Annotated in this window: 20 protein-coding genes; 9 read left to right on the top strand and 11 right to left on the bottom strand. The window is 72.7% G+C overall.

Features of this window, described 5'->3' with window-relative positions; all coding sequences use genetic code 11:
- Positions 1 to 72 precede the first annotated feature (72 nt).
- The gene (locus NYO98_RS12130) at positions 73 to 414 is read left to right on the top strand and encodes a YciI family protein (protein ID WP_268111987.1); all 342 of its coding nucleotides are present in this window, start codon (positions 73 to 75) and stop codon (positions 412 to 414) included.
- A gap of 29 nt (positions 415 to 443) precedes the next feature.
- On the opposite strand, the gene NYO98_RS12125 is transcribed toward NYO98_RS12130, so the two are convergent.
- The 3 genes from NYO98_RS12125 to NYO98_RS12115 form a co-directional block, all read right to left on the bottom strand.
- Positions 444 to 986, bottom strand: a complete 543-nt coding sequence (locus NYO98_RS12125; protein ID WP_268111986.1) for a hypothetical protein — start codon at positions 984 to 986, stop codon at positions 444 to 446.
- 103 nt (positions 987 to 1089) lie between these two features.
- A complete protein-coding gene (locus tag NYO98_RS12120; RefSeq protein ID WP_268111985.1) occupies positions 1090 to 1377 on the bottom strand; it encodes a DUF1905 domain-containing protein in 288 nt (95 codons plus the stop codon).
- A 136-nt stretch (positions 1378 to 1513) separates the two neighbouring features.
- The gene (locus tag NYO98_RS12115; protein ID WP_268111984.1) at positions 1514 to 3001 is read right to left on the bottom strand and encodes a S8 family serine peptidase; all 1488 of its coding nucleotides are present in this window, start codon (positions 2999 to 3001) and stop codon (positions 1514 to 1516) included.
- 144 nt (positions 3002 to 3145) lie between these two features.
- Between NYO98_RS12115 and NYO98_RS12110 the strand changes: the two genes are divergently transcribed.
- On the top strand, positions 3146 to 4504 hold the full coding sequence (locus NYO98_RS12110) for an ABC1 kinase family protein (RefSeq protein ID WP_268111983.1): 1359 nt from the start codon (positions 3146 to 3148) through the stop codon (positions 4502 to 4504).
- Here the strand turns inward: NYO98_RS12110 and NYO98_RS12105 are convergent.
- Positions 4434 to 5666: an MFS transporter gene (locus tag NYO98_RS12105; RefSeq protein WP_268111982.1), complete on the bottom strand. Its 1233-nt coding sequence runs from the start codon at positions 5664 to 5666 to the stop codon at positions 4434 to 4436. The genes NYO98_RS12110 and NYO98_RS12105 overlap by 71 nt on opposite strands.
- 47 nt (positions 5667 to 5713) lie before the next feature.
- Here NYO98_RS12105 and NYO98_RS12100 point away from each other — a divergent pair, with 47 nt between their 5' ends.
- Both NYO98_RS12100 and NYO98_RS12095 read left to right on the top strand, forming a co-directional pair.
- On the top strand, positions 5714 to 6145 hold the full coding sequence (locus NYO98_RS12100) for a nuclear transport factor 2 family protein (RefSeq protein WP_268111981.1): 432 nt from the start codon (positions 5714 to 5716) through the stop codon (positions 6143 to 6145).
- Positions 6146 to 6291: 146 nt separating this feature from the next.
- The gene (locus NYO98_RS12095; RefSeq protein WP_268111980.1) at positions 6292 to 7353 is read left to right on the top strand and encodes a class I SAM-dependent methyltransferase; all 1062 of its coding nucleotides are present in this window, start codon (positions 6292 to 6294) and stop codon (positions 7351 to 7353) included.
- Between the two features lie 4 nt (positions 7354 to 7357).
- Here NYO98_RS12095 and NYO98_RS12090 read toward each other — a convergent pair whose 3' ends face one another.
- Together NYO98_RS12090 and NYO98_RS12085 are read right to left on the bottom strand one after the other, a co-directional pair.
- Positions 7358 to 9355, bottom strand: coding sequence for a VWA domain-containing protein (locus NYO98_RS12090; protein ID WP_268111979.1), 1998 nt, complete (start codon positions 9353 to 9355; stop codon positions 7358 to 7360).
- A gap of 72 nt (positions 9356 to 9427) precedes the next feature.
- Positions 9428 to 10834, bottom strand: coding sequence for a sigma 54-interacting transcriptional regulator (locus tag NYO98_RS12085; protein WP_268111978.1), 1407 nt, complete (start codon positions 10832 to 10834; stop codon positions 9428 to 9430).
- Positions 10835 to 10940: 106 nt separating this feature from the next.
- On the opposite strand from NYO98_RS12085, the gene NYO98_RS12080 reads away from it, so the two are divergent.
- From NYO98_RS12080 to NYO98_RS12065, 4 genes are all read left to right on the top strand, one after another.
- Positions 10941 to 11192: a hypothetical protein gene (locus tag NYO98_RS12080; RefSeq protein ID WP_268111977.1), complete on the top strand. Its 252-nt coding sequence runs from the start codon at positions 10941 to 10943 to the stop codon at positions 11190 to 11192.
- 8 nt (positions 11193 to 11200) lie between these two features.
- Positions 11201 to 12127 carry an SPFH domain-containing protein gene (locus NYO98_RS12075; protein ID WP_268111976.1) on the top strand — a complete coding sequence of 309 codons (927 nt, stop codon included), beginning with the start codon at positions 11201 to 11203 and terminating at the stop codon, positions 12125 to 12127.
- 82 nt (positions 12128 to 12209) lie between these two features.
- Positions 12210 to 12650, top strand: coding sequence for a pyridoxamine 5'-phosphate oxidase family protein (locus tag NYO98_RS12070; protein WP_268111975.1), 441 nt, complete (start codon positions 12210 to 12212; stop codon positions 12648 to 12650).
- A gap of 16 nt (positions 12651 to 12666) precedes the next feature.
- Positions 12667 to 14250: a GAF domain-containing sensor histidine kinase gene (locus tag NYO98_RS12065; RefSeq protein WP_268111974.1), complete on the top strand. Its 1584-nt coding sequence runs from the start codon at positions 12667 to 12669 to the stop codon at positions 14248 to 14250.
- A 73-nt stretch (positions 14251 to 14323) separates the two neighbouring features.
- Here the strand turns inward: NYO98_RS12065 and NYO98_RS12060 are convergent, their stop codons facing one another.
- From NYO98_RS12060 to NYO98_RS12050, 3 genes are all read right to left on the bottom strand, one after another.
- Complete coding sequence (locus NYO98_RS12060; protein ID WP_268111973.1) at positions 14324 to 14935, bottom strand: hypothetical protein; 612 nt, start codon at positions 14933 to 14935, stop codon at positions 14324 to 14326.
- A 122-nt stretch (positions 14936 to 15057) separates the two neighbouring features.
- A complete protein-coding gene (locus tag NYO98_RS12055; RefSeq protein ID WP_268111972.1) occupies positions 15058 to 15708 on the bottom strand; it encodes a response regulator in 651 nt (216 codons plus the stop codon).
- A 50-nt stretch (positions 15709 to 15758) separates the two neighbouring features.
- Positions 15759 to 16241 (bottom strand): GNAT family N-acetyltransferase, encoded by a 483-nt coding sequence (locus NYO98_RS12050; protein ID WP_268111971.1) that lies wholly within the window; start codon positions 16239 to 16241, stop codon positions 15759 to 15761.
- A gap of 96 nt (positions 16242 to 16337) precedes the next feature.
- On the opposite strand from NYO98_RS12050, the gene NYO98_RS12045 reads away from it, so the two are divergent.
- Entirely contained in the window at positions 16338 to 16721 is a 384-nt protein-coding gene (locus NYO98_RS12045; protein WP_268111970.1) for a VOC family protein, read from the top strand.
- A gap of 41 nt (positions 16722 to 16762) precedes the next feature.
- Here NYO98_RS12045 and NYO98_RS12040 read toward each other — a convergent pair whose 3' ends face one another.
- A complete protein-coding gene (locus tag NYO98_RS12040; RefSeq protein WP_268111969.1) occupies positions 16763 to 17299 on the bottom strand; it encodes a DinB family protein in 537 nt (178 codons plus the stop codon).
- A gap of 111 nt (positions 17300 to 17410) precedes the next feature.
- Entirely contained in the window at positions 17411 to 17953 is a 543-nt protein-coding gene (locus NYO98_RS12035; protein WP_326494435.1) for a hypothetical protein, read from the bottom strand.
- Positions 17954 to 17976: the final 23 nt, after the last annotated feature.

Below are 17976 nucleotides of genomic sequence, written 5' to 3'. Positions count from 1 at the left end.
TGTCGATCCCGAGCCTCCTCGTCCGTCAGAGTGGTGACGGGCCGCACCGGGCGGCCGCACAGGAGGATCGACATGACGAAGTACGCCATCTACTTCCACCAGCAGTGGGTCGGTGACCACCCGGAGGAGTGGTACCGCACCCGCGTGGAGCCCAGCACGGCCGTGGTGAGGGACATGGAGGCCGCCGGTGTGCTGGTGTTCGCCGGCGGGCTGGTGGAGGACATGTCCCTGGCCTTCAGCGCCGACGCCACGAGCGGGGCGGTCGTGGTCACCGACGGTCCCTACACCGAGACGACGGAGTACCTCGGCGGGATCACGATCATCGACGTGCCCGACATCGAGACGGCGAAGATGTGGGCCGGCCGGGTCGCCGAGGGGTGCGGGTGGCCGCAGGAGCTCCGCGAGGTCAAGTAGGCCGGTCAGCACACCTGACGGGGATCGACCTACTGCGCGACCCAGTCGGTCCAGCTGCGCGGCGCGCCGAGCCAGTCGGTCGGGGTCTCGGAGCCGTCGGAGCGGGTGCCGGCGACGCGGACGGCGACGCGGACCTCCTCGGGCGACCCCAGTGCCTCGCGGGACATCCGGAAGCGGACCTGCTCGGTGTCGTAGTCGACGCGCATCCGGTAGGAGCCCTCGACCGGCTCGGGCGAGGTGTCGTCGAACCCGTCGACCGCAAGCAGGTTGTAGTCGGTGCCCTGGAAGAAGCCGCCGGCGAAGAGGTACTCCGGACCGCGGTCGTCGGGGTCGGTGTCGATGAACACCGACCCGGACGAGCCCGTCCTCCAGGAAGGGCGCAGGTTGGTGTGGGTGGTCGTGACCACGACGTTGCGTGCCTTGTGCTCCACCTCCACCGACCGGAGGTCGACGCCGTGGCCGAGGTCCGCGGGGTCGGAGACGCCGATGCCGTCGGCGTTCGCCGCGGTGGTCTGGGTCAGGGCCAGGGCGACGACCGCCAGGGTCGTCGCGCTGAGGATGGTCCTACGCATGGTGCTGGTCCGTTCTCTCGTCGAGCCCCCGGACGGGGACGTAGGGAGAGACGCAGCGGGGCGCGCGATGGTTGCACCGGGCGCCCGGGCCCGGCCAGACGACTCAGTCGCGCCCGACGTGCATCCGTACGTCGACGACCTGGCCGAGGTCGAGGTCCTCGGCGCGACGCACGGCCGCCTTCACCGGCAGGAACCACGTGTCCTCGCGCGGGAACATCGCGGTGGTGAACTCGGTGTCGCCGATCCACGCGCGGACCGGCACCACTCCCCAGTAGACGACGTCGGCCTTCACCTCGTCGACGAGGTCGGCCGCGTCCGGTGGAAGGGCGACGAAGAAGAACGGCGCCGGACCGCGCCACTCGACCACCTCGCCGGCGAACTCGATCTCCATGGCCCCACCTTCCCAGCAACCGGACCGAGGCGGGCGGAAGACCCCACGGCCTCCGCCCGCCCCGCGCACCGCCGCGCCCCTGTCGCACGACGGCCCTCCTGGGAGGTTCTGGTTCAACCGCGGCCCGAGCCTGCACTCACCCCAGGGCCGCGACTGCCGCCACGACGTCGACGAGGCCGTGGCCCTTGTCGTACGACGTGGTGCCGACCGGACCGGACTGGTACGCCGCTCCGTCGGTGAACTTGTAGGCCGAGACCTCCAGCGCCCGCTCGATCTCGGCAGGTGTCGCGGTCGGGTCGGCCTGGAACAGCTGGGCGACGATCCCGGCGACGTGCGGCGCCGCCATCGACGTGCCGCTGATCGTGTTGAAGGTGCCGATGTCGAGCGCGCCGGGACCGTTGCGGACGTCGAGTCCGGTCGAGCAGATCGCCAGGTACAGGCGGCACGACGACGTGATGTTCTCGCCGGGCGCCGAGACGTCGGGCCACGTCGAGGCGTCGGAGGCGAGGCCGCGTGAGCTGTAGTCGGACACCACGCCGTCCCGCGTGCCGGTGTCCTGGTCGTAGGAGGAGGCCACCGAGAGGATGCCGCCGGTCGGGTCCTGGCCGGGCGGGTTGGTCAGGCTCGTCGAGCCGTCCCCGCCGTCGTTGCCGGCAGCCCACACGGTGACGACGCCCTCCGCCGCGAGCGCGCGCTGGAGCTTGACGGTGGCCGACTCCGGGTCGAACTCGCCGCCGCCGCTCGGGCCGTAGGAGTTGTTGGTGACCTTGATGGGCGGGCAGGTCGAGGCAGGTACGCCGGCCCCGCACGGCGCCTCGTGGTTCTCCAGCACCCAGTTGAGCGCGGAGTCGGCACCGAGGATCACGATTCCCGCGCCGGTCGAGATCGACACCAGCCCCGCGCCGGGGGCGGCGCCCTGCAGCGTCCCGCCGTCGGTCAGCGTGGTGGGGCGGCCGGCGACGATGCCGCTGACGTGGGTGCCGTGCCCGCCGACCGACAGGGTGTCGGTGTCGACGACGGCAGGCACGCGCTGCACGGAGCAGGTCTCGGTGAGCGGCTCGCACAGCGCCTTGAGGTTGGCGACGACGGCGCTCGAGCCGTCGGCCTCCGTGAGGTAGGGGTGGGTGGGGTCCACGCCGGAGTCGATGACCGCGACGCTGACGCCCTTGCCGGTGAGCGGCGTGCCGTCGGCGCCGGTCAGGGTGGCGGCCGCCTCGGCGCCGCGGGTCGCGACGTTGGAGGTCTCGGCCAGGTTGTCGGCGAAGAACTCGATCGGCTGCGCCCCGCCCTCGACGTAGGTCACCCCGCTCTGGCCCCGGACCGCCTCGACCTGGCTGCGGGTGGCGTCGGCGATGACGACGCCGATGCGGGTGAACTCCCCGCTCTTCCGCATCCCGGTGGCTGCGACGGCCTCGCGGGCTGCGGTGATGGACGTGCCGTGGACCATCACGGTGGTCCGGCCGGTGAGCCCGTCGAGCTGTCGGGCGAGGAAGTCGGAGACGTCAGCCCGGGCGGCGGCCGGGGCGGTCGCCCGTCCCGCGGCCGGCGCGGACGCGCCGACTCCGAAGGTCGCGGTGGCGGCGAGCACGCTGGCCGCGCACGCGAGAAGGGTCCTGGGTCGCACGGTGGTCCTCCCGAGAGGTCGAGGTCGTCGTGAGGTCCAACGAGCGGTTCCGCGCGAGGTCACGCCCCGCGCTGGTGGGCCCCTGGACGCGCCATGTCGGAGCGGGTCTGGCAACCCGATTGCGCGGACCCGGACAATGGAGGCATGACCGAGCTCCCCCGCAAGGCCGCAGCGCGCACGGCCCGCCTCGCTGCGCTCCCGCTCGGCTACGCCGGGCGGCAGGCGATCGGGCTGGGCAAGCGGCTCGGGGGCAGGCCTGCCGACGCCGTGCTCACCGACGTGCAGCAGCGCACCGCCGAGCAGCTCTTCCGCACGCTCGGGGAGCTCAAGGGCGGGGCGATGAAGTTCGGCCAGGCGCTCAGCGTGCTGGAGTCCGCCCTGCCCGAGGAGGTCGCCGCGCCCTATCGCGAGCACCTCACGGCGCTGCAGGACTCCGCTCCCCCGATGCCGACCGCGACCGTGCGCGAGCAGCTGGCGGCCCACCTCGGCGACGACTGGTCGCAGCGGCTGGTCTGGCTCGACGGCGCACCGACGGCGGCCGCCTCGATCGGGCAGGTGCACCGCGGCCGCTGGCGCGACCTGGCGGGTGGTCCCGGGTCGGAGGACGAGCGGGACGTCGCCGTCAAGGTGCAGTACCCCGGTGCCGGCGAGGCGTTGATGTCCGACCTCCGCCAGATCGCCCGCGTCGCGCGCGGCGTCGCGCCGGTCTTCCCCGGCATCGACATCAAGCCGCTCGTCGCCGAGCTGCAGGAGCGCGCGGCCGACGAGCTCGACTACCACCTCGAGGCGGAGGCGCAGGCGGCCTACGCCGAGGCGTTCGCGGACCACCCCGACATCGTCGTGCCCGGGGTCGTCTCCGTCGGCGCCGAGGTGCTCGTGACCGAGTGGCTCGACTCCGCCTACTCCCTCGCCCACGTCATCCGCGACGGCACCCAGGAGGAGCGCGACCACTACGGCGAGCTCTTCGTCCGGTTCCTGTTCGAGGGCCCGCGGCGCACCGGCATGCTCCACGCCGACCCCCACCCGGGCAACTACCGCGTCATCCCCGCCCCCGACGGTGGTCTCGGCCGCCTCGGGGTGCTCGACTTCGGGGCCGTGGCCCGGCTGCCGCAGGGCCAGCTCCCGGAGGCGATGGGGCGGCTGATCCGGATCGCGCTGGAGTCCGACGAGGAGTCGCTCGTCGCGGGGCTCCGCGAGGAGGGCTTCATCAAGGACCGCATCGAGGTCGACCCCGCGCTGCTCCTCGACTACCTCGCGCCGTTCGTCGAGCCGGCCGACCAGGAGCGCTTCACGTTCACCCGCGAGTGGATGCGCGGGCAGTTCGAGCGGATCAACGACCCCCGCGCCGAGACGTTCACCCTCGCCACCAAGCTCAACCTGCCGACGTCCTACCTCCTCATCCACCGGACCTGGCTCGGCGCCCTCGGGCTGCTCAGCCAGCTCGGCGCCGCTGTGCCGTTCCGGGAGATCCTCGAAGAGTCGCTTCCGGGCTTCGCCGACTGAGGCCCGCGTCCGGCACGGCCACGCGCCGGGCGAGCAGCACGAAGGCCGCCGCGGCCATCGCCACCGCCGCCATCAGCGGCCACAGCAGCGCGGGCGCGGCGGCGTACACCGCGGTCCCAACCGGCGCGGCGAGCAGCGTCCCGCTCGTGGCGGCGCCCGAGTAGAGGCCCTGGTACTGGCCGACGAGGTGGTCGGGCGCCTGGTCGAGCACGTGGGCGGTCGCGGTGGTCTTGTAAAGGATCTCGCCGACGGTGAGCACCAGCATCGCCAGCAGCACGGACACGACGGTGACAGGCAGCGCGAACATCGCGGTGCCGATCCCGACCAGGGCGTAGCCCGTCGCCACGATGCCGAGCGCGTCACGGCCGGTCAGCCACTGAGTCACCGGGATCTCGAGCACGAGGATCACGGCCGAGCCGACCGCGATCACGGTCGCGTAGAGCCACACCGGCTGGCCCTCGTCGCGCAGGTGCAGCGGGAGCGTCGAGTAGAGCTGGCGGTAGACCAGGTCGACGAGCACGACCCCGACCAGCAGCACCAGCAGCGAGCGGTCGACGCGCACCGACCGCCAGAGCCCGCCGCCCGTCGGCGCAACCGCGGGGGCCGACGTCTCGGGTGGGAGGACCCGGCTGAGGACCAGACGGACGAGCACGACCACGAGGCCGTCGACGACGAAGAGGGCGTCGTAGCTCCACGACACCAGGAGCGCTCCCAGCGGCGGTCCCACGACGAAGCCGGCGTTGGACGACGCGCGCGCCAGCGCGACCGCCGTACGACGCTCGCCGCGCGGCACCGCCGTGGCCGACAGGGCTCCCGCCGAGAGGGACCCCGTCGCGAGGAGGTACGCCGCCACCGGGAACACGACCGTCAGCAGCCAGACCGGCAGCAGCGGGACCACCATGAGCAGCAGCCCGCCCGAGCTCGACGCCGCGAGCAGCACCCGCCGGTGGCCCATCCGGTCACCCCACCGCCCGCCGGTGAAGTTCCCGGCGAGCGCGCCGACCCCGACGCAGCCGACGAGGAGCCCGGCCGTCGCGGTCCCGACGTCGCGGGGCCCGGTCAGGTAGAGGGTGAGGAACAGCATCGTGAAGGACGCTGCCGAGGAGACGAAGCGCGCCACGGCGAGCGCCCACACGACGCGGGGCAGGTCTCGGAGTCGCACGGGGTGACCCTGCCAGACCGTGGGTGCCGAGTGGCACGATGACGCGCATGTCCCGACCCACCGAGGCCACTCCCACGTCCGAGGCGGCCCTCGCCCGCTGGCACGCCGTCGTCGAGAGCCGCGACCCGGCCGGGCTGCCCGGCCTCATCGCCGAGGACGCGGTCTTCCGCAGCCCGGCGGTCCACACGCCCCAGGAGGGCCGCGACACCGTCGTCGGCTACCTCACCGCCGCCTTCACCGTGCTCGGACCCGGGCTGGCGTACGAGCGCGAGTGGCTCGGCGCGGACTCGGCGGTGCTGCAGTTCCGCACCGAGGTGGGCGGCCTCCAGGTGTCCGGCATCGACATGATCACGTGGGACGCGGACGGCCTGATCGTCGACTTCACGGTGATGGTGCGCCCGGCCAGGGCGCTGCAGGCGGTCATCGAGCACATGGGCGCCGAGCTGATGCGGATGCTGGAGGCCGCCGACCGTCCCTGATGCCTCACCGGGGCGCTGCTCGACCAGGCCCACCGTGCTCCCCTCCCGGGTCGGTGGGGAACCTCATCCACTCGTCCGTGCCGGCCTCGCCGCCGATACACCAGACGTGGGAGTGCCACCGTCCCCGGGTGCTGCCACACTGAGGAATGGCCGCACCCACCTCGGACGAGCTGGCCGAGCGCCTCTTCGGCTCGTTGCTGGGCACCATCGACGTCCTGGCCGTCTACCTCGGCGACCGGCTCGGGTGGTACCAGAGCCTGGTCGACGACGGCCCGGCATCGGCGCCCGAGCTCGCCCGCCGCACGGGCACGCACTCCCGCTACGCCCGGGAGTGGCTCGAGCAGCAGGCCGTGACCGGCTACCTCACCGTCGAGCGGGACGGTGAGCCCGACACCCGTGTCTTCGCCATCCCCGCTGCGACGGCCGAGGTGATGACCGACCGCGCGAGCCTCAACCACCTCGCCCCGTTCGCGCGGATGTTCGCCGCGACCGGCCCGACGCTCCCCCACCTCCTCGACGCGTACCGCACCGGGGGCGGCGTGAGCTGGGAACAGCTCGGCGCCGACGCCCGCGAGTCCCAGGCCGATGGGAACCGGCCCTGGTACGACACCCGGCTGGCCACCGCGCTCGCCGGCGTGCCGCGCGTGCACGAGGCGCTGAGCAGGCCGGGTGCCGCGGTCCTCGACGTCGGCGCGGGCGGCGGCTGGTCGACGATCGCCCTCGCCGAGGCGTACCCCGGAGCCCGCGTCTCCGGGGTCGACATCGACCTCGCCTCGGTGGAGCTGGCGCGCACCAACGCCGCCGCGGCCGGGGTGGCCGTCGACTTCCACCACGGCGACGCAGCGGGCCTCGGCCCGGGCTCGTACGACGTCGCCTTCGCCTTCGAGTGCGTGCACGACATGCCGGCACCGGTCGAGGTCCTCGCCGCGGTGCGCCGCTCCCTCGCGCCCGGCGGGTGCCTGGTGGTGATGGACGAGGCCGTCGCCGAGGCCTTCGCCCCGGACGGCGACGAGGTCGAGCGGCTGATGTACGGGTTCAGCTTGCTCATCTGCCTGCCCGACGGACTCTCGACCAGTCCGAGCGCGGGGACGGGGACCGTGATGCGACCGTCGGTGCTGCGTGACTACGCGACCGCGGCAGGCTTCACGGACGTGCAGGTCCTGCCGATCGAGGAGTTCGGCTTCTGGCGGTTCTACCTGCTGACGTGAGCCGTCAGACCCAGAACCCCCGGCCGCCGCCGTACCAGTCACCGAAGTGCTCGCGGTACGACGAGGCGGGACCGCGGGAGCCGAGGTAGGACCCCACCACCGCCGCCCCGAGGTCGTCGAGCTCGGGGCTCACCATGCGCCCGTCGACCCGGCGCGCCATCGAGTCGATGAAGCGCGCGAGGCCGGGGTCCTCCCCCAGCCGGAAGAACGTCGTCTGCGCGCCGAGCCGCGCCGCGGCGTCGAGCTCGCGCACCGAGTGCGAGATCGTCAGCGGGTGCGGCGGGTAGGAGAACCACACCTCGCCGTCGGGCTCGAGGTGCGCCGTCGGCTCGCCGTCGGTCACGACCAGGAGCACGGGCTGGGCGTTGGGGTGCTTGCGGAAGAACCGGTTGGCCAGCAGCAGACCGTGGTGGAGGTTGGTGCCCTTGTCCCACCGTGCGTCGAGGGCGGTCAGCTCCTCGATCTCCATCACCTGCGCGTGGCGGCCGAAGGCGATCAGCTGGATGTCGTCGCCGCGGAAGCGCGACCGGACCAGCTGGTGCAGCGCCAGCGCGGTGCGCTTCATCGGCACCCACCGGCCGTCCATCGCCATCGAGAAGGACGTGTCGACCAGCAGCGCGACCGCGGCCTGGGTGCGGGCCTCGGTCTCCACCACCTCGATGTCGTCGACCTGGATGCGCACGGGCGTGGCCCCGCCGTCGCGGAGCACGGCGTTGGTGATCGTGCGGGGCACGTCCCACGGCTCGGTGGACCCGAACTCCCACCGCCGGGTGGCTCCCGACGGCTCGCCCGCGAGGCCGGTCGTCCGCGTCTCGCGCGCGCCGGAGCGGCCGCTCATCCGCTCCGCGACGTCGCGCAGCAGGGCCTTGCCGAGCTGGCGCATGGCCTTGGGCGAGAGCCTCAGCTCGCCGTCGGAGCCGCGCTTGAGGTAGCCGCTGTCGCGCAGCGCGCGCTCGAGCTCCTGCAACGTCCGGGCGGACACGGCGGCGTCGGGCCCGAGCTGCTGGGCGAGGGCGTCGAGGTCGACGTCGTCCATCCGCGCCCCGTGGTGCTGCTGCGCGAGCTGGTCGGCGAGCGCGTCGAGCTGCGCGAGGTCCTGCAGCGCGCCGGTGCCGTCGCCGAGGCCCATCCCCTGGTCGCCCTCGAAGCCCTCCGAGCCCGACCAGTCCTCACCGGGGCGCAGGGCCTGCAGGTTGGCGTCCATCCGGGCCAGCTGCTCCATCAGCTGCGGCGACCCGAAGGCCTGCTGCGAAAGCTCCATGAGCTCCTGGCGCTGCTCGGGCGTCATCGAGTTGAGCATCCGCTGCGCCGCGGCCGCGCGCTGGGCGAGCGAGTCGAGCAGCTCGTCCATGTCCTGCGGGTCGTCGGGGAAGAAGTCGCCGTGCTTGTCCATGAAGTCACGGAACTCCTCGTCCGTGACCCCACCGCTCGCGTGCTTCTCCAGCAGGTCGTTGAGGTCGGCGAGCATCTCCTGGACGGCCTGCCGGTCCTCGTCGGTGGCACCCTCGAGCGCCTGCTTCATGCCGGCGAACCGCTGGTCGAGCAGCTCGCGGCCGAGCAGGTCCTTGATCTCCTCGTAGGCCTGGCGGGCCTCGCTGGACTGCCAGTCGTACGACGACAGCTCGGACACCGCGGCGGGGGTCGAGGTGGGCAGGTCGTCGAGCAGGAGCTCGCGGAAGGCGCGGTCGCCGTCGTCCATGGTGATGTCGCGGGCCAGCTGACCCCGCTCGGCCAGCACGGCCTTGTCGAGGAGCTCGCGCACCTCGCGCATGGTGCCGTCGAGGTCGTTGCGCTCCAGGATCTCGCGCCGGCGCTCGGCGACGCGACGGGCGAGCTCGTCGAGCCCCGCCTGGTCGGTGCCCCCGCGCCGCAGGAACTCGCGCATCGCGCGCTCCGGCGAGTAGCCGGCCATGACGTCCTGCCCGATGGCGTCGAGGGCCTCGGCCAGGTCGACCGGCGGCGCGAGGGGGTCGCCGCCGTCGTACTTGCGGAACCGGCTCATGGCGCGATCCCCTGCCCGGGCTCCGCGCCCAGCCGCTCCCGGAGCCGGACGACCGGGTCAGCCACAGCCGGATCAGCCATAGACGGTCTCCCCGGCGTCGGTGTCCTTGCCGATGCGGCGGGCGAGGTAGAGCCCCTCGAGGGCGAGCTCGATCGCGGCCGCGCGCTCGCCGTCGTTGGTGGCGCCGAGCCGGTCGCAGACCTCGTCGTAGAGGTCGGACTCCCCCAGCACCGGCAGCCCGGCGAGGAAGTCGCGGGCCCCGACGCGGGCGCCGGTGCTGACCATGGCGCCCTCCTCGATGGCCTCGACGAGCAGGCGCAGGTCGATGCCGGCGAGGTGCGCCCGGACGGTCTCGGCGATCGCCGTGCGGAGGAGGTGGGTGAGGATCTCGCCCTCTCGGCCCTCCTCGCCCGTCTCGAACTCGATCTTGCCGCCGAGCACGTCGACGGCGGTCTCGAGGTCGACGACGCGGGCCACCGGCTCGTCCTCGCCCTGCGTGGTGGCGCGGTGCAGCGCGGCCGCGGCGATGGTCTCGGCGCCGGCGATCGCGAAGCGTGCGCTGACGCCGGAGCGCTGGTCCACCGACTGGGAGTCGCGCAGGTTGCGGGTGAACCGCGCGAGCACCTCGAGGAGGTAGTCGGGGACCTCGGCGACGAGCTCGGCCTCCTGCTCGATGACGGCGATCTCCTGCTCGACCTCGCGCGGGTAGTGGGTGCGGATCTCGGCGCCGAAGCGGTCCTTGAGCGGCGTGATGATCCGCCCGCGGTTGGTGTAGTCCTCGGGGTTGGCGCTCGCCACGACGAGGACGTCGAGCGGGAGCCGCAGCACGTAGCCGCGGATCTGGATGTCGCGCTCCTCCATCACGTTGAGCATCGCGACCTGGATGCGCTCGGCGAGGTCGGGCAGCTCGTTGATCGCGACGATGCCGCGGTGGCTGCGCGGGATGAGGCCGAAGTGGATGGTCTCCGGGTCGCCGAGGTGGCGCCCCTCGGCCACCTTCATCGGGTCGACGTCGCCGATCAGGTCGGCGACCGACGTGTCCGGCGTCGCGAGCTTCTCGGCGTACCGCTGGTCGCGGTGGCGCCACGAGATGCGCAGGTCGTCGCCGTACGTCGCCACCGCCTGCTGGGAGGTGACGCTGATGGGGTCGTAGGGGTGCTCGCCGAGCTCGGACCCGGAGATGACCGGGCTCCACTCGTCGAGCAGTGCGACCAGCGAGCGCAGGAGCCGGGTCTTGCCCTGGCCGCGCTCGCCGAGCAGCACGATGTCGTGGCCGGCGAGCAGCGCCCGCTCGACCTGCGGGATGACGGTGTCGGCGAAGCCGTGCAGCCCCGGCCACGGGTCCACCCCGTCGCGCAGCCGCGCGAGCAGGTTGTCGCGGAGCTCCTGGCGCAGGGGCTTGAGCCGGTGGCCGCTCTCGCGGAGCTGGCCGAGGGTGCTGGGTGCGGGGTGCCCGTCCTGCTGGATCGCTTCAGTCACGTCCTCCACGCTAGACCCGCCCGACAACGTCGAGCGCGCTCGAAGTCCGTCGCGACCCCGCCGGAAAAGGAGGGTTCAACCCGTCCCGGCAGGGCAGGATGCCGCCATGGCTCTCACGCTGCTGCTCGTCGTCGTGCTCGTCGCCCTCGTGGCCGGCAGCGCCGGCTGGGCGCTCGGCCGGTCCTCGGTCGCGGCCCCCACCGACGGTGGTCCGGCGCTCGCCGAGCGTGACGCCTTCATCGAGCAGCTCCGCGAGCTCGCGTGGCAGCACCGCGACGTCTCGCCCGAGCTGTCCACGATCATCATCGACGAGATCGCCACCCGACACCGCCGCCTTCCCGGCGGTCCGAACGCGTGAGGACCCGCATGCCGACCACCACCGACATCACCAGCCGAGCCGGACGCGCAGGGAAGGTCGTGCTCGGCGCCGGCGTCGTCGTCGCTGTCCTGCTCGGGGTGCTGGTCGTCGCGCGCCCGACGACCGTGTCCACCGGGCCCGACCAGGTGGCCCTGCACTACAGCGACGGCGCCTTCACCCCGCGCCGCTTCCAGGACTGCGTCTCGAGCTCCTCGCGCACGTGGGACGGCCCCGGCGACAAGCACTACGCCTACCCGTCCTCGCAGCGCAACTACGTCTTCGGGGAGATGGGCGACCGCGAGCCGGTCACCTTCGTGAGCAAGGACGGCATCGAGATGTCGGTCGACGGCGTCGCGGCGTTCCTGCTCAACACCGACTGCGAGACGCTCCGCAAGTTCCACGACCTCATCGGCAACCGGTACGCCGCCTACATGGACTCCGCCGACGGCAACGGCTCCGCCGGCTGGCTCTCGATGCTCAGCGTCTACATCAGCCGCCCGCTGGAGACCGCGATCGACCGCGCCAGCCAGAACTACACCTACACCGAGCTCTACACCGACCCCAACGTGAAGGCCCAGTGGGAGCAGGACGTCCTCGAGCAGATGCCCGACCTCGTCGGCCGGCAGATCGACGGCGACGAGGAGTTCTTCACCAACTTCGCCATCACCCTGCAGAAGCCGGTGCCGCCGGAGTCGGTCAAGGCCGCGCTGGTCGCGCAGCAGGAGGCCGTCGCACGCGCCAAGGCCAAGGAGGCCGAGGCCGCTGCCCAGGTGAAGGCGGCGCAGGCGCAGGTCGAGGTCGAGCGGGCCGAGGCCGCCAAGATCGCCGAGCGGATCAAGGTGCTCGGACGCGACGGCTACCTCAAGCAGTACGCCATCGACAAGGGCCTCAACCCCTACCAGCCGACCACGAGCGGGCTGATCACCGGGCCGTAGGCATGGCCTTCTCGGGACCTTCGACCCTGAACGTGGGGCGCGTGCCGAGCGACGCTGGGAGTCCAGCCGTAAGGAGGCTCTCATGCACACCAGCCACGACCTCTCCCGGGAGGACTGCGCGCGCCTGCTCGGCGCCGGCGTCGCGGGCCGCGTCGCGGTCGGCACCCCCACCGGCCCCCACATCGTGCCGGTGAACTACGCCCTCGACGGGGAGTCGGTCCTCATCCGCACCACCGCCTACAGCCTGCTCGGGACCTACGGCCGGGGCGCGCAGCTGTGCTTCGAGGTCGACCAGTTCGACTACGAGCTCAAGCGCGGCTGGAGCGTCGTCGTGCGTGGTCGCGGCACCTTCGTCGACGACCAGGACGAGCTCGCCGAGATCGCGCGGTCGTGGGAGCCGCACCCGTGGGCGACCGGGCAGCGCAACCTCGTCGTCCGGATCCCGTGGACCGAGCTGACCGGCCGTCAGCTCGGCGGCGGGTGGGACCCGTGGGAGCACCTCCCGGTGCGGCGGCTCGCCTGACGGCACACTGGTAGGCGTGACCCCGACCCCTGCACCCGACCTCGGCGCCGACGCCCGCTCACTGCTCGAGGCCGTCACGGCGATCTCCAGCGACCTCGACCTCGCCAGCGTGCTGACGCGGATCGTCGAGGCCGCCACCGCCCTCACCGGTGCCCGGTACGGCGCGCTCGGCGTGCTGGGCAACGACGGCGAGCTCGTCGAGTTCGTCACCACCGGCATCGACGAGCGCGCCCGCTCGCTCATCGGGGACCTGCCCCGCGGCCGCGGCATCCTGGGCGTGATCATCGAGGACCCGTCCGGGCTGCGGCTCGCCGACCTGAGCGCCCACCCGGCGTCGGTCGGCTTCCCGCCGAACCACCCGCCCATGACGTCGTTCCTCGGGATGCCGGTGCGGATCCGCGGGACGGTCTTCGGCAACCTGTACCTCACCGAGAAGGCCGACGGCGGCCCGTTCAGCGACGCCGACGAGCAGCTGGTCGAGGAGCTCGCCCGCACCGCCGGCTACGTCATCAGCAACGCCCGCTCCTTCGCGCTCAGCGAGCGCCGGCGGCAGTGGCTCGAGGCCTCGGCCGAGCTCGCCGAGGTGCTGCAGCCGCCGGTCGACCTCGAGGCCGTCCTGCCCCAGATCGTCTCCACCGCCCGCCAGGTCGCCCGGGCACGCGCCGTGGCGCTGTGGTCCTCGCTCGGCCCCGAGCACGACACGGTCAGCCTCGCCCCCGACCTCGCCGCCGACGACGAACGGGTGACCACCCTGCTGGACGAGGCCCGGGCAGGCTTCGACCCGGCCACCGGTGGCACGGCCGTCACGACGGCCGCCGGTGGCGAGGACGGCGTCGCCCTCGTCGTTCCCCTGCGCTCGCACCTCGCGCCCGTCACCGCCCTCGTCGCGGTCGCCCAGCCCGGGTCGGGGCTGCTCGACGTCGAGGAGCGCGACCTGTTCACCGGCTTCGCCGACCAGCTGGCGCTGTCCCTCGACCGCACCCAGGCGCTCGCCGACCGCCAGGAGCTGGCGCTGATCTCCGACCGCGAACGCATCGCGCGCGACCTCCACGACATCGTGATCCAGCGACTGTTCGCCACGGGGCTGCAGCTCCAGGGGGTCGCCGCGATGACCGGCGGCAGCGCGATCTCCGAGCGGCTGGACAAGTCCGTGGCCGACCTCGACGACACGATCAAGGCGATCCGGGGCACGGTCTTCGAGCTGCAGGACCGACGCGGGGACTCACTGCGCGCGGCCGTCCGCAAGCTCGTCAAGGAGTACGTCCCGGTGCTGGGCTTCACGCCCGTCGTGCGCACGTCCGGACCCGTGGACACCGCGGTGTCGCAGGTGCTCGGCGCGCAGCTGCTCGCGGTGCTGCGGGAGGCGGTGTCCAACGTCGCCCGCCACGCGCTCGCCGACGCTGCCGAGGTCGACGTCGTCGTGGCCGGTGACCGGCTCGAGCTCCGGGTCGCCGACGACGGGGTCGGCCTGCCCGCCGAGGTCTCCGAGAGCGGGCTGCGCAACGCCCGCCGGCGTGCCGACGACCTCGGCGGGACGCTCGAGGTCACCCAGGTCGGCGAGCGCGGGACGCTGCTCGTGTGGCGCGTCCCGCTGCACTGACCCCACGCGAGAGGGCCCACACGCCAGAGGACCCGGCGCCGGGGGAGGCGCCGGGTCCGGTGAGGGACTGGTGTCATCGCAGGACGGGGTACTTCCGTACCAGGCTCGTGCGGTTCCACCAGCGACCCAGCCCCCACGTGGTGCCGGCCGCGCCGAGGGCGAGGACGACCATCGAGATGATGCCGATGAGGTGGTCGTCGACGACCGGGTTGTTCTCCAGCGGCAGCACCGCGGCGTACATGAAGGCGTACATGAGCGCGCCTGCCGCCGTGCCGATCCGCATCCCGACCCCCAGGAGGAGGGTCACGCCGATGCCGAGGAGGCCGGCCATGAAGAGCCAGTCGACCCAGGCCTGACCGGCGAGGGAGTTGAAGAACCCGTGGAAGGGGTTGTCCGCGGGGACGCCGAAGGTGAGGAAGCCCTCGGTCGGGCTGCCGCCGTTGAGCCAGGCGGCGTCCTTGGCCATGAAGTCGACCCCTGCCCGGGAGCCGTCTTCGGCGAACTGCGCGCCGGTGCTGAAGCCCAGGGCGAAGGTCTTGTCGAGGAACGCCCACAGGAAGGTGAATCCGAAGGCGATCCGCAGGGCGGCGAGGGCGCGAGCGAGGCCGACGTTGTGGACCTCCTCGGTCTCCGAGGTGGTGACGCCCTCGGTGGTGATGTGGTGCTGGCGGTGGATGACGTTCATCGTCATCTCCTCCTCGGGGTAGTGGGTTGCTGGGTCACCACCAGAGTCCCGCTGCCCGCACCGGGTCATCAGGGCCGCCGGTCCCCGCGTCCCGGGACCAAGGTCCCGACCGCGGGGGGACCTCAGCGAGGCGCCCGGCCGAGGAGCTTGGAGGCCAGCACGGCCGCCTGGGTGCGGCGCTCGAGCCCGAGCTTGGCGAGGATGCTGGAGACGTAGTTCTTGACCGTCTTCTCGGCCAGGAACATCTGCTCGGCGATCTGCCGGTTGGTCAGTCCCTCGGCGATGTGGCCGAGCAGGATCCGCTCCTGGTCGGTCAGCGAGGCCAGCTCGTCCGGCGTCTCCGGGCCCTTGCGGATCCGCTCCAGCACGGTCGCCGTCATCGCCGGGTCGATGAGCGACTTGCCGGCCGCGACGTGGCGCACCGCGGTGACCAGGTCGGAGCTGCGGATCTCCTTGAGCACGTAGCCCGAGGCGCCGGCCATGATCGCGGCGAACAACGCCTCGTCGTCGTCGTACGACGTCAGGATGAGCGCGTTGATCGTGGGGTCGACGGCCCGCACGGCGCGGCACACCTCGATGCCCGAGCCGTCGGGCAGCCGCGCGTCGAGCACGGCGACGTCCGGCCGCAGGGCCGGGATGCGTGCGGTCGCCTCGGTCGCGGACGCGGACTGGCCCACGACGACGATGTCGTCCTGCTGCTCGAGCAGGAACGTGAGTCCCTCACGCACGACGTCGTGGTCGTCGAGGAGGTACACGCGGATCGGCTCGCCCATGGGCCCATTCCACCAGACGCGCACCCGTGCGCGCTCGCTCCGACCCGCCATCACCCCAGGTCGAGGTACATCACGTGCAGGCCGACCCGGCCGTGCCGGGTGCTCTCGAACGCGCCGGGCACCGTGCCGACGACCGTGAAGCCGAGGTCCTGCCACAGGCGCACCGCGGCGGTGTTGGTCTCGACGACGGCGTTGAACTGGATGCCGGCGAACCCCGCCTCGCGGTGCCACGCCACCATCTCCTCGGCCAGGCGACGGCCGACGCCGCGACCGCGGGCGGCCGGGGCGACCATGAACGACGCGGTGCCGACGTGGGCACCGCGGCCGGGACGGTTGGCGCCCATCTTGGCGGAGCCGAGCACGGTGCCGTCCTCCTCGAGGACCGTCACCCGGCTGCCGTCGAACCACCAGCCGCGGGCCTGCTCGGACGTCGCTCCGAGCGGGTAGGCGTAGGTCTCGCCGGCCTCGACGATGTCGCGCCAGAACGGCCAGATCGCAGCCCAGTCCGCCTCCGTGGCGACCCTGATGCCCATCGTGTGCTCCTCCTCGTCCGACCGGTCTGGAGCAGTCTCCCGACGGCGCCCGCGCGGGCGCACACTGGGGGTGACCAGCACAGAAGGAGGCGCTCCATGTCCCTCACGCACCGCACGGTCGCGATGATGATGCCGGTCACCGACATCGACCGCGCCCGCACGTTCTACACCGAGTCCCTCGGGCTCGACTACACCGGCACCAACGACGAGGGCAGCGCGTTGTACGCCCTGGACGGCGGCTCCTCGCTCGTCCTGCTCCCCCGCCCCGACAGCCGCCCCTCGGAGAGCACCGCGATGAGCTTCGAGGTCGACGACATCACCGCCGAGATCGACGACCTCGAGCGACGCGGCGTCGTCTTCGAGGACTACGACCTCCCGGACCTGAAGACCGTCGACCACGTCTGCGTCCTGGGCTCCGAGAAGGCGGCGTGGTTCAAGGACCCCGACGGCAACGTGCTCTGCCTGCACCAGGACGCCTGACCGGACGAGCGACCAGGAGGACCGACCCGTCGCACGGACGCTCAGACGTCGGTCGCGCCGTCGATGGACTGACGGATGAGGTCGGCGTGCCCGGCGTGGCGGGCGTACTCCTCGACCATGTGGACCAGCACCCACCGGATCGTGGCGGTCTCGCCCTTCTCGGGCGGCCGCGGCCGGGCGACGCGTCGGCCGAGGTCCGGGTCCTCGGCGAGCGCCGCGTCGAGGCACGCGTCGGACCGCTCGATCGCGGCGGCGAGCATCGCGTCGAGCTCGGCGTGGGGCTGACCCGCGGCGCTGTGCCAGTCCCAGTCACCGTCCTCTGCCCACGGCGCGGTGTCCCACGGCGGTGCGGGCTCGTGGGCCGCGAGGTTGTAGGAGAACCAGTAGTCCTCCACGAAGGCGAGGTGCTTCAGCATCCCGCCCAGCGTCAGGTCGCTGGGCGGGAGTGGCTGGTCGAGCTGCTCGTCCGTGAGCCCGCTCGCCTGCAGCCGGACGGTCGCCCGGTAGTGGTCGAGGAACGAGCGGAGCATCCCGACCTCGTCGTTGCTGAAGGCCGGCTCGGGCCGCTCGATCGTCATGGCGCGGACCGTATCGGAGGTCCGTCGATCGGACCGAACGACTTTCGTACGCCGCCCGTCACGCTCGTGCGCGACGACGCACTGACCGTTCGGTCCGATCGACCGGTCGGGTCAGAGGGACGGGCCCTCACCGCGGAGCTTGTCGACCTCCGCCATGGCGTCGCGCAGCTGGCCCAGCCACTCGTCGGCGTGCTGGCCGACCAGCCGCACCGACCACGCCAGGGCGTCGGAGCGGGACCGGGCGACGCCGGCGTCGACGAGCGTGTCGAGCACGCGCCGCTCGGGCTGGCGCAGCCGGGTCATGACCGGTGCGGCGACATGGGTGAACAGCGCCTCCGTCTCGCCGAGGCGCACCCCCCACGACACCTTGCGCTGGTAGCGGGCCTGCGCCTCGAGGGCGATCTCGATGCGCTCGGCCTTGGTCTCGGACCGGAAGCGGCCGATGCGGCCCTCCGCCTCGGCCCCACTGACGTCGTCGGTGCCGGCGAGCGTGCCGACGACCAGGATCTCCTCGCGGTCGACGGTGACGTCGACCGCGCTGAACCATGCCTCGGGCAACCGCCCGTGGAACCACTCGGACGCGTCGGAGGCGTCCGGCAGGTCGGCGACCTGCCACCCGCCGCGGCGACCGCGACGGCTCTCATCGTTCTTCATGCATTACATGATTACACCGCAAC

It is taken from the genome of Nocardioides pini (assembly GCF_026712185.1).
Lineage (GTDB): Bacteria > Actinomycetota > Actinomycetes > Propionibacteriales > Nocardioidaceae > Nocardioides > Nocardioides pini.
The sequence above is the reverse complement of the archived record's forward strand: the minus strand, read 5'-3'. Positions and strand labels throughout refer to the sequence as shown.